This window comes from Knoellia sinensis KCTC 19936 (assembly GCF_000768705.1).
GTDB classification, from domain to species: Bacteria; Actinomycetota; Actinomycetes; order Actinomycetales; family Dermatophilaceae; genus Knoellia; species Knoellia sinensis.
This window is the reverse complement of record NZ_AVPJ01000030.1, coordinates 1-13,227: the sequence shown is the minus strand read 5'-3', so window position 1 is coordinate 13,227 and position 13,227 is coordinate 1. Positions and strand designations below refer to the sequence as shown.

Here is a 13,227-nt window from a genome sequence, read left to right as displayed (position 1 = left end):
CCAACTCCTACACCCCCGATTGGGATGAGCCAGATTGCGTCACGCTGTCGAAACGACCCTTGCGCCGCCGTGCTTGCCGAGGCATCGCGACGCCTTAGAATCCTGCGTCGAACACATCGAGCTCAAGAAGAGAGCACTTTCGCCGGAAGGCTCTCCTCCGCCCGGCGCAGGGTGCCCGGGGTCAGCGGTGGACCATGGAGCCGACCGTGTTCACGACGAACCTCGCGGCGTCCTCCTCGGCCAGGCCGCCGTTGCGGACCTCGGTGGCGGCGCCGTGCATGATGAAGTGGATCGCGCTTGAAAGCCATTGGGCTGGGAGGTCATCGCGGAAATCTCCTTGCGCCTGCCCACGTTCGAGCAGCGCGGTGATTCGTCGAGCGGGTTCGGCGTGCATCGCCTTGAGTTGATCGGCGGGCACCACACCGTCGGCCGCTGCCAGGAGTGAGGTCGCCTCCGCAACGAGGCTCCAGCTCGAGGTAAGGAGACGGGTCAGGGCGTCCCCTGGGGAGCCGGTCAGATCGATGCCGCTGAGCAGCACTTCACCCTCCTCGAGAGCCTGCTCGAGCGCGGTCGTCAGAAGGAGCGCGCGCGTTCGGTAGTGCCCGTACAGCGTCATCCGCCCCACCCCAGCCTCGCGAGCGATGTCTTCCATGCTCGCGCTCGGATTGCGACTGAGCAGGGAGCGGGCCGCGCTCAGGATCAGCCGCTGGTTCTGCACGGCGTCAGATCTCTGCGCGCGGCGTGGAGATGACTTTGCGGGGGTTCCCTCCAACGATGTCATGACCGCACCGTATCTCGTACGGGAATATACGAGCTACGCTACTGTTCCTACTCGTACACATGAGTACGAGTAAAACCTGGAGGTAGGAAGATGACCGAGCAACGCACATCCAGCCCCGCGATGGTGGCAGCGGCGCACCCCTCCCGGTGGAAGATCTTGGGCTTCCTGGGAGTGGCTCAGCTGATGCTGATCCTTGACGTCACCGTGGTAGCGATCGCGCTACCTCACATCCAGGCCGACTTGAGTCTGAGCCGTGCGGCGCTGACCTGGACGGTGAGCGCCTACACCTTGGCGTTCGGTGGACTGATGCTTTTAGGTGGACGGCTCGCGGACATTCTGGGTGCCCGCCGGGTTGTCTTGACCGGGTTGGCGTTGTTCACTGCGGCGTCACTGACGGCCGGGTTCTCCAGCTCCGCCGAGTTCCTGCTCGCGGGGCGTGTCGGTCAGGGGGTCGGCGCCGCGATGATGTCGCCCGCTGCGTTGTCCCTCGTGGTGTCGCTGTTCGTCGGTGACGAGCGCAACCGCGCACTGGGTGTGTGGTCGGCCCTGGGTGGCGGGGGTGCCGCCTTGGGCGTGCTCGTCGGCGGGCTACTGACCGGTGGGCCGGGCTGGGAATGGGTCTTCTGGGTCAATGTCCCGATCGGTCTGGTCATTTTGGTTTCGCTGGCACGGATGCTGCCGGGCACTTTTCCAACGGTCGATAACCGTCGTCTCGACATCCTCGGCGCGGCCCTGGTCACCGGCTCGTCCGCGACCCTGATCTACGCCTTTGTCGGCGCGGGCGACACCGGGTGGATGACTGCTCGGACCGGAGCACTGGTCCTGGCATCGGCGATTGGTTTCGCGGTGTTCGTTGCGTGGCAGCGCACCACGCGGGTTCCGTTGATGGATGTGCGACTCCTGGCCCGACGGCCGGTAGCGACGGGTACGTTCCTGATCTTCGTGGCGACCGCTCTCATGGTTGCGGTCTTCTTCCTCGGGACGTTCTACTTCCAGCACGGCCTGGGCTACGGACCGATGCGCGCCGGCCTGCTGTTCTTGCCCGTCGCGGTGGCGACGATGGCGGGAGCTCAGTTGACCGGGCGAGCGTTGGCCAAAGTCGGCGTGCGCACCCTGGCCGTGAGCGGCCTGGTCCTGGCCGCGGCAGGAATGGCCGTTCCGGCACTGCGACTTGAGGTGGGGTACGCGCTGACCGGGATCGTGATCGCCGCAGCCGGTACCGGGGCACTGTTCGTGGTCGCCTCAGCGACCGCCCTGGGCCAAGTCGCCCCGAACGAGGCCGGCATCGCCTCGGGGATCGTCAGCACCTCACACGAGTTCGGCGCCTCCATCGGGGCGTCGGTCATCTCGAGCGTGGCGGCGGTCAGCATCGCCGGTTCCACCGCCGCTGGCTTCACACGTGGTTTCGGTGTCGCTGCCGTCGCTGCTGCCGTGGCCGCCCTCGTCGTATTCGTACTCACGCCCAACCCAGAGCCCACCGGGCCGGCCGGGGTCGAACCCTCCTGAGAGCCTGGAACCGGCCACCACTCCCGACGGGGGGTGGCGGCCGGTTCTCCCTGCCTGGGCCTTTGTCGAGCCCGGGCAAGGGGGCAGCTCGCGACCGACTCGCTACGTCAGCGGCGCGAAGGTGGCTCCGCGGTCGCTCGAGCGGACGATGCTCGTGCCTGTCACGGCCAGGATCTCCAGCTGACCGTCGCCGATGCTGGCGCCGATGGCCTGGGGTGGGCCGAGCGGGTGGGCGGCGACGGGCTTCCAGGTTCCACCCTTGTCGCTACTGATGAAGACCCTGCCGGCCTGATCGACGCCGACGACCTGGCGTGCGTCGGCCCAGTCCAACAGGACGAGCGCGGGCGCGTCCGCCACGGGCGTCCAGGTGTCGCCGTAGGTCGTTGAGGCCTGGAGGCCGGCACTGGTCGCGGCCAACACCTGGGCGCCATCGGGGGACGCACCCAGGGATGTCACGTCGGCGGACATGGGCAGGTCTCGCCAGGTGCGACCGTCTTGACTGGCCCGCAACCTGCCGTCATAGCCGAGCAACCCGCGGGTGGACGAAGTGAGCGCGTGGAAGTCGGACTGGCCGCCGCGGGATCGAACCGTCCACGTCTTTCCCCCGTCGACCGAGTCGATCAGGCCGACGGGTTGGGGGAGGTCGGTGCCGACGCCGGGATGCCCGGAGGAGAGCAGGTCGCCCGACTCGGTCATCGTGAAGCCCATGAGGTCAACGGTCGGACCGTCGACCCGTGAGGGACCGGTGTCGCTGATCACGAACAGTCCGTCGTGGGTGGCGACATAGACGTCCCCGCTGGTGGGGTGTCGGGCGATGCCGTGCGTGTGCCCGGCGACCAGGGGGTTGGCGCTGGTGCCAGCTACGGCGGTGGTTTCCGGTGAACCGGAGTCATCGGGTCCAAACAGTCCGCTGGCGGCAATGATCAGGGCCGCGAACAGGGCCGCCGCGATGAGCGCAAGGAGGAGGCGTGGCTTCATGGGTCAGTCTCCCGTGAGCAGGGCGGTCATGGTGGCGATCTCGTCGCTTTGACCGTCGATGATGGCCTGCGCCAGCGCCTTGGCGTCCGCGTCGGCGCCGTCGGCCAGCTCGGTGCGGGCCATGGTGATCGCGCCCTGGTGGTGCTTGATCATCATCTGCAGCCACATCCGGTCGAAGTCTGTTCCGGTGGCGGATCCGAGCTGGCTCATCTCGTCCATGCTCATCATGCCGTCACCGCCGTGCTGCATCCCGGTGGCCGCCGGAACGGGCGCACCCCAGGCCTGCAACCAGCCGGTCATCTGCGTGATCTCGGGGTCTTGCGCGGCTTGGATCTGCTTCGCCAGATCCTTGACCTCCTGGCTGCTGGCCCGGGTGGGCACCATGGCGGCCATGGACACCGCCTGCGCGTGGTGCGGGATCATGCCGGTCGCGAACTTCACGTCGGCGTCGTTGTGGGCTCCCGAGGCGGACGTCCCTGACGGGGATGTCGTAGCCGAGCCGGGGCTGGTACTGCTCATGGTGCTCATGTCGTGGTCACCGTTGTCGGTACAGGCGGACAGGGTCGCGGCCGCGAGGGCGGACACGACAAGGACACGGGTGATGCGCTTCATGGATGAATCTCCGTTTCGAGGGTCTGACTGGTGCGGGAAGGAACGTCGAGCGGGCGGGTGATCCCGCGCCGAGCTCACGTCCGCAGCACACAGACCTCGATCGGTGACAGCGCCATGCGGCGCAACGGGGGCTGAGCCGCCACGGTCGCTCGCGACCACCACGGCAGGATCAGGGCCGCACGGGAACGCCGCCGGTGCCGCAGAGCCAGCAGCAGGGCCAACGCGAGCAGACTCGACACCACCGCCAGGCACATCGCGCCCATGGCGTCGAAACCCGGGTCCAGGCAGCCGTGACATGCGGCGACGACCACGGAGGTCAGTGCCAAGAGGGAAGGTGCGGTTTCGGGATCGGCCATCGCGTGATGTGAGGCCGATCCGGCCGCCGGCGGAGCCGGGTGCACACCGTGCGTGGCACCCGCGGCCACCTGGTGGTGGCTTGCCGCCTCCCCCGAGCCGTGGTGTCCCGCTCCCATGGAGTGCATCCCGACCACGGCCACGGCCAGCACGAAGACGACCAGCAGCCGCCAACCGCGCTGCACCGTCGCGACCGGATGCACCATGGCCCGATCCTCTCACGCAGCCTGCACCGGCTCGCTCAGCCGGACCCATGCGAGCTCATCGACACTCGGTCGCGCGTCGGGCCGGTGGCCGAGCGGCCCGGTGCACAGCTTCGTCGACGCCCCCGATATCGGCGCGACCCCAACCCCCGACCCGGACCGGCGGCCCCACAGCGACACCCCTTGATCGATACCCCTAGGGGGTATAGGCTCAATGGCATGGACGACATGACCGACCACACCGCACACCCCTCCGCCGCGACGATCACAGTCAAGGATCCGGTCTGTGGGATGGACGTCGATCCCGCCGTCAGCCCCCACCAGTCTGACCACGGGGGGCGCACGTTCCACTTCTGCTCCGCGCACTGCAAGGCCACGTTCGACGCCGAACCTGCGGCGTACGCGGCGGCGAGCGGCGACGGTGAGCCCGGTCACCACGACGGGCATGGCCACCACGGCGCGGGGCAGGGCCAGGGCGGTGCGGCACCGGCTCCGGCGCCCGGGGAGGTCGCGGAGTGGACCTGCCCGATGCACCCGGAGATCCGGCGGCCCGGTCCGGGCTCGTGCCCGATCTGTGGGATGGCCCTGGAGCCCGTGATGGTGACCGCGGACAGCGGGCCCAGCCCCGAACTGGCGGACATGACCCGCCGCTTCTGGACCGGTGTCGCCCTGTCGATCCCCGTGGTCATCCTGGGGATGGGTGGGGACCTGTTCCCGGCGATCCACGACGCGATCTCCGCGCGAGCATCCGCCTGGCTGCAGCTGGTTCTCGCCACCCCCGTGGTGTTGTGGGCGGGGTGGCCCTTCTTCCAGCGGGCCTGGACCTCGGTACGGACCCTGAAGCTGAACATGTTCACGCTCATCGCCATGGGCACCGGGGTGGCGTGGCTGTTCAGCGTGGTCGCCACCCTCGCCCCGGGCATCTTTCCTGAGGCGTTCAGGATGGATGGCGCGGTCGACGTCTACTTCGAAGCGGCCGCGGTCATCACCACGTTGGTCCTGCTCGGGCAGGTCCTGGAGCTGCGGGCCCGGGAGCAAACCTCCGGCGCCATCCGGGCACTGCTGGACCTCACCCCCGACACCGCGCGTCGGATGAACCCGGACGGCACGGAGGACGAGGTGACCCTGGACCAGGTGACCGTCGGTGACCGGTTCCGCGTCCGGCCGGGCGAGAAGGTCCCGGTCGACGGGCTCGTCGAGGAGGGACGGTCCACCCTGGATGAGTCCTTGGTGACCGGTGAGTCGATGCCGGTGACCAAGACCGTTGACGACAGCGTCATCGGCGGCACCATCAACCAGAGCGGGTCGCTGATCGTGCGCGCCGAGAAGGTCGGGCGCGACACCATGCTCGCTCGGATCGTCCAGATGGTCGCTGACGCGCAACGCTCCCGCGCACCCATTCAGCGGGTCGCGGACCAGGTGGCGGCATGGTTCGTGCCCGCGGTCATCGTCATCGCGATCGTCGCCTTCGCGGTCTGGGCCGTCGTCGGACCCGACCCGCGGTTGGCTCACGCGCTCGTCGTCGCCGTGTCCGTCCTGATCATCGCCTGCCCCTGTGCGCTGGGTCTGGCGACGCCGATGTCGATCATGGTCGGCGTCGGGCGCGGGGCCGGGCTCGGTGTCCTGATCAAGAACGCCGAAGCTCTCGAACGGATGGAGAAGGTCAACACCCTGGTCGTGGACAAGACCGGAACCCTCACCCAGGGCAAACCGTCCGTGACACAGGTCGTCACCGCAGCCGGGTTCGAGCAGGACAAGGACGAGCTGCTGCGCCTCGTGGCCGGTGTCGAACGAGCCTCCGAGCACCCGCTGGCCGCGGCCATCGTCGATGCCGCCACCGCGGCCGGTCTGTCCATCCCCGAGGTGGCCGACTTCGATGCCCCGGTCGGCAAGGGTGTCACTGGGACGGTGGACCAAAGGCAGGTCCGGGTCGGCAGCGCAGCCTTCCTGACCGGCGAAGGACTCGACCCGAGTGCCTTGGCCACACAGGCAGACGAACTGCGAGCTGACGGGGCGACGGTGATCTTCGCCGGCGTGGACGACCAGCTCGCGGGGATCATCGCCATCGCCGACCCGGTCAAGGAAACGACCCCCGAGGCCGTGAAAGCCCTGCGCGCGGAGGGTGTCGAGGTCGTCATGCTCACCGGTGACAACCGCGTCACCGCGCAAGCCGTCGCCCGCCGCCTTGGCATCGACCGGGTCGAAGCCGAGGTCCTGCCCGACCACAAGGCCGACGTCGTCACGCGGCTCCGCAGCGAGGGACGCGTCGTGGCCATGGCCGGGGACGGCGTCAACGACGCACCCGCCCTCGCGGCCGCCGACGTGGGCCTGGCCATGGGGTCAGGAACGGACGTGGCCATCGAGAGCGCGGGGATCACCCTGCTCAAGGGCGACCTGACCGGCATCGTGCGAGCACGCTCCCTGTCTGCGGCGACGATGTCGAACATCCGGCAGAACCTCGTCTTCGCGTTCATGTACAACGTTGCCGGGATCCCCATCGCCGCCGGCGTTCTCTACCCCACCTTCGGGCTCCTGCTCTCCCCGATGATCGCCGCGGCCGCCATGGCCCTCTCCTCAGTCAGCGTCATCGCCAACGCCCTCCGCCTGCGCACCCGCCGGCTCTGAACGCCCACGCAGCACGACGTCACTCGCGCAGCGGGAACGTTGACATCGCTCGAGGCCGCCTCGGGTCCGTCCTTCGCGGGCGCCCCCCGGTGGCAGTAGCAGTTGTATCGTGAAGATGACAGGCCGAATCGTCGCCGTGCTGTCCGCGCGCCCACGTCCGCAGGCGGATAGGCCGTCGGCGAGTCGTCGGCGGGAGTTGCCTTGGAGGCGACCGTGTACACGTGTGAAATGTTCGGGATGGCTGGGATGGATGGCGGCATGGGCGTCGCGATGATGCTGGGAATGCTGGTGTGGGGCCTGCTCGGTTTGGCGCTGACGGCTGTGGCCGTAGCTGCCACGGTCTGGCTGATTCGAGACAGCCAGCACCGCGGCACCGCAAGGCCCGTCGACCCCGACGCCCGCTAACCCCCTCTCGACAGTCCCCACCCGAGAGGGGCTTTTGTGCGACCCTGCGGTCGCACGTCGGGCTGGCCGGCAGGCGGGTGCTCGGTCGGAAGTTTTCGATGGTGTCACGGGTGCCGGGACTCATGCCCGATCCCAGATCGGCGTGGGTGAGAGCGAGGCGTCGGTGACGCTGCCGTCGCCGGCCCTGGCGGCCCGCCCCGGTCGTGGTGGTGACGTGGGCGGCGGGCCCCGGCGGTCGCACGCGACCTCAGGTTCGTTTGCGACAATCGGGACCATGAACCCGGACGTTCCCTCGGTCAGCCGCGCAGCCTCGCCCCTCGTGCGGTGCGGATCGTCCCAGACCCCCGTTCTCGGCACCTTCCGGGGCGTTGCCGCATGATCCGCGGGGTCAGCCGGTATGCCGTGACCCGGGCTGCTTTGGGCGTCGCCGCTGTTGGGGCGCTCGGCGCCGTGAGTGGGTGCTCCTCGGACCCGAACTCCATTGCCGCCCAGGCCAAGCGCGGCGACCAGAAGGGGTACATCGCCGGCAATGGCGCGATCGAACAGATTCCCGTCGACCAGCGGTTGAAGCCCGTCACCCTCGAGGGCACCACGTTGGACGGCAGGGACTGGTCGAGCGTCTCGGCTCGAGGGAAGGACATCGTCGTCATCAATCTCTGGGGTTCGTGGTGTCCGCCGTGCATCACCGAGATCCCCGACCTCGAGAAGGTCTGGACCGAGGTCCAAGCGGCCAAGAAGCCGGTGCAGTTCATGGGGATCGACTTTCGTGAATCCGCCCAGCGCGGCGCCGCGTTCGTGGCCACTCAGAAGATGACCTACCCCAGCCTCAGTGACCCATCAGGGGTTCTCATCCTGGCGTTCGGTCGGCAGGCTCCGACGAGCCCGCCGTCCACCCTGATCCTCGACAGGGCCGGGCGAGTCGCCGCCCGGGCCAGTGGTGTCGTCACCGCGGCCACGCTGCGCGGGCTCATCGACGACGTGCTGCAGGGCTGATCGCCGTGACCGACACGATCGCCTCCGGCTCACTGTCTCTCGCCGTGCTGGTGGCCGCCCTGGCAGGCCTGGTCTCGTTCGCGTCGCCCTGTGTGCTGCCGCTGGTGCCCGGGTTTCTGGGATACGTCACCGGGCTGAGCGACACGGCACTGCAGCAGCGGTCGCGTGGACGGCTGGTGGCCGGGGCGATCCTGTTCGTGCTCGGCTTCGCGCTCGTGTTCGTCCTCGGATCGATCTTCATCGCCACCTTGGGACGATCCCTCGTCGAGCACCGGACGGTCCTCATGCGGGTCGGTGGTGCGCTGATCATCGTCATGGGCCTGGTCTTCCTCGGGGTGGGAGCCGGTGCGGGTTCGCAGCGTCAGTTCACGCCGTCGTGGCGGCCGCAGACTGGGCTGCTGGGCGCCCCTGTGGTGGGCGCCATCTTCGGGCTCGGGTGGGCGCCGTGCACCGGCCCCACCCTGGCCGCGGTCATGACGCTGTCGGCCTCGACCACCAACCCGAGCACGGGGCGCGCGGTCACCCTCGCCACGGCATACGCCCTCGGGTTGGGATTGCCCTTCATCCTCGCGGCGGCCGGCATCGAACGCTTCGGGCGCGTGTCCGGTTGGGTTCGCGACCGGCACCGCCTCATCCAGGTCCTCGGCGGGGGGATGCTCATCCTCGTCGGGCTGCTGCTGCTGACCGGCGTGTGGGAAGACCTCACTCGGTGGCTGCAGGCTGAGCTCGTCTCCGGCTTCACCGTGCCCTTATGAGCGCTGGGAGCCGGGCACCCTGACTGTCGGCACACGCTCCAGGTGGGGTCAGAGTCCGAAGGCTCCGCCGCCGACGAGGATGGCGATGCCCAGGCCGATCAGCACGATCGGGAAGAGGATGTGCTCCCAGCGTTCCAGAACGTCGGCGATCGGTCGGCGGGTGGCCACGAATTTGGCCAGGACCACCAGCAGGGCGACCAGTGCCAGAAACACGATGCAGTAGGCAACCACGGCGGCCGGGCCGACACTGAGGAAGACCGGGACGTACACACCGATGTTGTCCCCGCCGTTGGCGAAGGTCACCCCGGCCACGGTCCACACCGCGACGTTCTTGCCCTCGACCTTGGCCTCGTCATCATCGTCGTCGTCCCCGCGCCAGGCCTGCCAGGCCATCCACAGCCCCAATCCCAGCGGGATGAGCCCAAAGTAGGGGATGACCTCCGGCGGCAGGAAGGCGCCCGCGCCCAGGGCAACCAGGACGGCCGCCACGAGAATGCCGGCAAATCCCAGGTACTGGCCGCCCAGAATCCGGGCGGTGGTACCCCGATGGCCCGCCCCGCGGGCGAAGAACAGGGAGAGCACGATGATGTCGTCGACGTTGGTGGCGATGAACAGGCCGATGGCCTGCAGGACCGAGGACAGGATCACGCGCCCAACCCCGTCCCGCAGCAACCGGGCACCGAACAGGCCGGGTCCACGCAGGGGGCGTTCTCATCGGCTGCCAAGGTGGTCTCGACCAGCACAGTCAGTGCCCGCGCCAGGTGCGCATCGGCGATCTCGTACCGGCTCTGGCGGCCCTCGGGCACAGCGACCGCAATCCCGCAGTCCCTCAGGCACGCCAGGTGGTTCGACACGTTCGGGCGGGTCAGGCCGAGATCCCGGGCCAGCTCCGCCGGGTAGGCCGGCCCCTGCAGCAGGGTCAGCAGCAACTTGGACCGGGTCGGGTCGGCCATCGCCCGCCCCAACCGGTGCATCACATCCAAACGCGAATCGCTATTCAGCATATGCTGAACTATACAGCACATACTGAACCGACGTTCCGGATCCCACCGCGCACCCGGGGAGGACCACGCCGTCGATCGGCAGACTCGACTTGGAGGATCGGGGCACCTGGCCCCCGATCGGCCGCCTTGGTCAGAGCAGCGTCACCCAGTAGTCCCAGAACCGGACGAGGATGAGCCCAGCGATGGCCACGAGCCACACCGTGATCACACTGGGGCCGTAGCTGGCCAGGGCGGCAAGTCGCGGCAGTCGTCCCGCCCTCGCGTTGTGTGCCGTGCTGACAACGAACGCCGTGATCGCCGAGACCCAAACGATCATGCAGTACGGGCACAGGGCACCGATCCGGTACAGGCTCTGGGCGATCAGCCAGTGCACGAACAGGACCCCGAACGTTGTCCCGGCCTGGATGCCCCACCAGAACCATCCCGTCAGGGTGGCCCGGGTCAGCAGGACGACGCCTATGGTCAGGAGGGCCGTGAACCCGGCGACCCCCAGGATCGGGTTGGGGAAACCGAACGCTGCGGCCTGTTCGGTGTTCATGATCGACCCGCAGGAGAGCACCGGGTTGATGCTGCACGAGGGCACATAGGTGGGGTCGGTGAGCAGCTCGATCTTTTCGACGAGCAGCACGAAGGCTGCGACCAGGCCCACCAGTCCGGTCAGGGTCAGTGACCAGGCGGTGCCGTGTCCCGCGATCCCTCGCGACTGGGTCCTGGGTTGACCCCTGCCAGGAGCACGTGCCGGTTCAGCCATTGAGGGCGGCGTCGATCTGGTCGCGGAAGTCCTGGACAGAGGACGGCTCGAGCTTTTTGCCGTTGAGGAAGAACGTGGGGGTGCCGCTCACGCCGAGGTCGAGGCCGTCCTGCCGGTCCCGCTCCACCCGGTCCAGGGTGGCCTTGTCCGCGACCGCCTTGTCGTAGGCCGCCATGTCCAACTCCAGCTCCTGAGCGAAGCCGCGGAACACGGCCGCCTTGGAGTCCTGCTGCTCACCCCAGGTGGCTTGGGTGTCGTACATCCGCTTGTACATGTCTTCGAACTTGCCCTGCTGAGCGGCCGCTTCGACAGCAACGGCGGAGTTGATCGCGTTGGTGTGGCTGGGGATCGGGAAGTACCGCACGACGAAGTCGACCTTGCCGGCATACGTCGTGCGCAGCTCTTCCACGACGGGGTATGCCGCGCGGCAGGACTCGCACTCGAAGTCCAGGAACTCGACCAGCACCACCTTGCCGGTCCCGGCGGCCCCGAGCCGGTGGCTGTCGTCGCGGACGAGTTTGCCCGTCCCCGTCGCCGTGGTGGCCGCGTCGGCGGGGTCGGCCGTCTTCGGGCGCAGGGCCAGGGCGGTGGCCACGAACGCTACGAAGAGGGCGACGACGATGGCAGAGACGATGGCGTTGCGTTTCACGGGGGTCACAGGGGTCAGCTCCAGGGCAGGTCAAGGGGAAGGGCAGGGCTTGGTGGGGCGAACGGACAGGCGCCCGGTCAGGTTCCGTGATCGGCCTTGGTGGACACCTCGTGGCCGATTTCGGTGGCGCTGGGGGTGCAGCAGTCGTCCGTGGCGCAGGCCGTGGTCGCGGCCGGCACGTCCGTTCCTGCGCGTGGCGCGGCGAGCGCGGCCGGGGTGCAGCAGTCGTCGCCCTGCCAGTTCTCCCAGCCCTCCCGGGCGGCGACCGCCGCGATAATGAGCGCGGCCACAGGGTCGGCCCAGAACCACCCCAAGGTGGCGTTGAGGACCAGACCCACGAGCAACACTGCGGACAGGTAGGTGCACAACAGAGTTTGGGTGCCATCGCCCTCCACGGCGGCGGAGCCGAGCTCACGCCCGGTGCGCCGCTGCCACAGGCTCAGGAACGGCATGACGGCCAAGGAGGCCAGCGCCAGCGCAATGCCGACAGCGCTGCCCTCCGGTTGGGCGCCCGTGATCAGGGCGTGCCCGGCCTCGACCGTGAGGTAGGCGGCCAGGGCGAAGAACGAGATGGCGATGAGGCGTTGTGAGGTGCGTTCCCGGCTCTCTGGCATGGGGTGGCGGAACTGCCACAAGATCACCAAACCGGACGACACCTCAACGAGGGAGTCCAGGCCGAACCCGACCAGCGCGGAGGAACCGGCAATGTTACCGGCCGTGATGGCGATGACCGCCTCCACCGCGTTGTACGTGACCGACGCGGCCGCCAACAACTGGGCGCGGCGCATCAAGGTGGCCCGTCGTGCCGGGCTGGTGAGAGTGGTCCATGTGGTCACCAGGTGACCTCCTTGCATCCGGTATGGGTGTCGGGTTCGACCTGCAAAGTGGCGTGCTCGACACCGAAGTCGGTACGCATCACCGTGCGGGCGTTGTCCAGGACGGCGTGCGCGTCAGCGTCCTGGACCGTCATGAGGTGCGCGGTGGCCACGTTCATCCCCGAGGTCAGCGTCCACACGTGCAGGTCGTGCACGTTGCTGACACCCGGTACTGCCGCCAAGGCTTGCTCGACCTCGTCGGGTGCCATACCCGCCGGCGCATGCTGGCCCAGGACGGTGAGAACCTCGCGGCCCAACATGACGGCGCGCACGGCGACGAAGACGGCAATCGCCAGGGCGATACCCGTGTCCCACCAGGCATTCCCGGTCGCGCTGACCATGACGCCGGCGACGATGACCCCAACAGACCCGACCGTGTCCGCAACCACCTCGAGGTAGGCGCCCTTGACGTTCAGGCTCTCGCTGGCACCACCCCTCAGCAGGAGCAGAGCGACGACGTTGACCAACAGTCCGATGGCACCCACGATGAGCATCGGGATGGACGAGATCTCAGCCGTCTGCCCGATGCGTCCAATGGCCTCCACCGTGATGTAGACCGACACCCCGAGCATCAGCAGGACCGCCAGCCCGGAGGCGAACACCTCGGCGCGGTACGAGCCGAACGTGCGGCGCCCGCTGGTGTCCAGGCGGGTGGCGATCCGAGTCGCGACCAAGGCCGCCCCCAGGGCGACCACGTCGGCGGCCATGTGAATCGCCCCGGGTCTGATGGAGGCTC

General features: G+C 68.6%; 15 protein-coding genes. 5 read left to right on the top strand and 10 right to left on the bottom strand.

All coding sequences use genetic code 11. The annotated features are described in order from the left end of the window. Window positions 1–181: 181 nt before the first annotated feature. On the bottom strand, window positions 182–781 hold the full coding sequence (locus tag N802_RS18745; RefSeq protein ID WP_035919427.1) for a TetR/AcrR family transcriptional regulator: 600 nt from the start codon (window positions 779–781) through the stop codon (window positions 182–184). A gap of 90 nt (window positions 782–871) precedes the next feature. Between N802_RS18745 and N802_RS18740 the strand changes: the two genes are divergently transcribed. After that, window positions 872–2,287, top strand: a complete 1,416-nt coding sequence (locus tag N802_RS18740) for an MFS transporter (RefSeq protein WP_052110171.1) — start codon at window positions 872–874, stop codon at window positions 2,285–2,287. A gap of 102 nt (window positions 2,288–2,389) precedes the next feature. On the opposite strand, the gene N802_RS18735 is transcribed toward N802_RS18740, so the two are convergent. The 3 genes from N802_RS18735 to N802_RS18725 all read right to left on the bottom strand — a co-directional run bounded on the left by N802_RS18735 (window position 2,390) and on the right by N802_RS18725 (window position 4,437). Then, on the bottom strand, window positions 2,390–3,265 hold the full coding sequence (locus N802_RS18735; RefSeq protein WP_052110170.1) for a F510_1955 family glycosylhydrolase: 876 nt from the start codon (window positions 3,263–3,265) through the stop codon (window positions 2,390–2,392). A gap of 3 nt (window positions 3,266–3,268) precedes the next feature. After that, entirely contained in the window at window positions 3,269–3,877 is a 609-nt protein-coding gene (locus tag N802_RS18730; protein WP_035919423.1) for a DUF305 domain-containing protein, read from the bottom strand. 74 nt (window positions 3,878–3,951) lie between these two features. After that, the gene (locus N802_RS18725; protein ID WP_035919420.1) at window positions 3,952–4,437 is read right to left on the bottom strand and encodes a hypothetical protein; all 486 of its coding nucleotides are present in this window, start codon (window positions 4,435–4,437) and stop codon (window positions 3,952–3,954) included. Window positions 4,438–4,653: 216 nt separating this feature from the next. Here N802_RS18725 and N802_RS18720 point away from each other — a divergent pair, with 216 nt between their 5' ends. The 4 genes from N802_RS18720 (at window position 4,654) to N802_RS18705 (ending at window position 9,212) form a co-directional block, all read left to right on the top strand. Then, on the top strand, window positions 4,654–7,059 hold the full coding sequence (locus N802_RS18720) for a heavy metal translocating P-type ATPase (RefSeq protein WP_425402498.1): 2,406 nt from the start codon (window positions 4,654–4,656) through the stop codon (window positions 7,057–7,059). Between the two features lie 213 nt (window positions 7,060–7,272). Continuing rightward, complete coding sequence (locus N802_RS18715; protein WP_035919417.1) at window positions 7,273–7,464, top strand: hypothetical protein; 192 nt, start codon at window positions 7,273–7,275, stop codon at window positions 7,462–7,464. A gap of 375 nt (window positions 7,465–7,839) precedes the next feature. After that, window positions 7,840–8,457 carry a TlpA family protein disulfide reductase gene (locus tag N802_RS18710; RefSeq protein WP_035919413.1) on the top strand — a complete coding sequence of 206 codons (618 nt, stop codon included), beginning with the start codon at window positions 7,840–7,842 and terminating at the stop codon, window positions 8,455–8,457. Window positions 8,458–8,462: 5 nt separating this feature from the next. Beyond that, window positions 8,463–9,212, top strand: coding sequence for a cytochrome c biogenesis CcdA family protein (locus tag N802_RS18705; protein WP_035919411.1), 750 nt, complete (start codon window positions 8,463–8,465; stop codon window positions 9,210–9,212). A gap of 48 nt (window positions 9,213–9,260) precedes the next feature. On the opposite strand, the gene N802_RS18700 is transcribed toward N802_RS18705, so the two are convergent. The 6 genes from N802_RS18700 to N802_RS18675 form a co-directional block, all read right to left on the bottom strand. Continuing rightward, window positions 9,261–9,860 carry a cadmium resistance transporter gene (locus N802_RS18700; protein WP_035919409.1) on the bottom strand — a complete coding sequence of 200 codons (600 nt, stop codon included), beginning with the start codon at window positions 9,858–9,860 and terminating at the stop codon, window positions 9,261–9,263. Beyond that, on the bottom strand, window positions 9,857–10,216 hold the full coding sequence (cmtR, locus tag N802_RS18695; protein WP_035919406.1) for a Cd(II)/Pb(II)-sensing metalloregulatory transcriptional regulator CmtR: 360 nt from the start codon (window positions 10,214–10,216) through the stop codon (window positions 9,857–9,859). The genes N802_RS18700 and cmtR overlap by 4 nt, the downstream gene beginning before the upstream one ends. Before the next feature lie 130 nt (window positions 10,217–10,346). Next, the gene (locus N802_RS18690; protein WP_035919404.1) at window positions 10,347–10,967 is read right to left on the bottom strand and encodes a vitamin K epoxide reductase family protein; all 621 of its coding nucleotides are present in this window, start codon (window positions 10,965–10,967) and stop codon (window positions 10,347–10,349) included. Continuing rightward, the gene (locus tag N802_RS18685; RefSeq protein WP_211254464.1) at window positions 10,960–11,625 is read right to left on the bottom strand and encodes a DsbA family protein; all 666 of its coding nucleotides are present in this window, start codon (window positions 11,623–11,625) and stop codon (window positions 10,960–10,962) included. Before N802_RS18685 ends, N802_RS18690 begins: the two co-directional genes overlap by 8 nt. Window positions 11,626–11,693: 68 nt before the next feature. After that, window positions 11,694–12,452 (bottom strand): cation diffusion facilitator family transporter, encoded by a 759-nt coding sequence (locus N802_RS18680; protein WP_035919402.1) that lies wholly within the window; start codon window positions 12,450–12,452, stop codon window positions 11,694–11,696. Further along, the coding region (locus N802_RS18675; protein WP_035919431.1) for a cation diffusion facilitator family transporter at window positions 12,449–13,227 on the bottom strand (779 nt) is incomplete at its 5' end. The genes N802_RS18680 and N802_RS18675, both read right to left, overlap by 4 nt.

Coding starts and splice junctions, on each gene's coding strand:
- N802_RS18730 (WP_035919423.1), bottom strand. CDS start 3,877: ATGAAGCGCATCACCCGTGTCCTTGTCGTGTCCGCCCTCGCGGCCGCG.
- N802_RS18735 (WP_052110170.1), bottom strand. CDS start 3,265: ATGAAGCCACGCCTCCTCCTTGCGCTCATCGCGGCGGCCCTGTTCGCG.
- N802_RS18725 (WP_035919420.1), bottom strand. CDS start 4,437: ATGGTGCATCCGGTCGCGACGGTGCAGCGCGGTTGGCGGCTGCTGGTC.
- N802_RS18710 (WP_035919413.1), top strand. CDS start 7,840: ATGATCCGCGGGGTCAGCCGGTATGCCGTGACCCGGGCTGCTTTGGGC.
- cmtR (WP_035919406.1), bottom strand. CDS start 10,216: ATGCTGAATAGCGATTCGCGTTTGGATGTGATGCACCGGTTGGGGCGG.
- N802_RS18720 (WP_425402498.1), top strand. CDS start 4,654: ATGGACGACATGACCGACCACACCGCACACCCCTCCGCCGCGACGATC.
- N802_RS18745 (WP_035919427.1), bottom strand. CDS start 781: ATGACATCGTTGGAGGGAACCCCCGCAAAGTCATCTCCACGCCGCGCG.
- N802_RS18740 (WP_052110171.1), top strand. CDS start 872: ATGACCGAGCAACGCACATCCAGCCCCGCGATGGTGGCAGCGGCGCAC.
- N802_RS18690 (WP_035919404.1), bottom strand. CDS start 10,967: ATGGCTGAACCGGCACGTGCTCCTGGCAGGGGTCAACCCAGGACCCAG.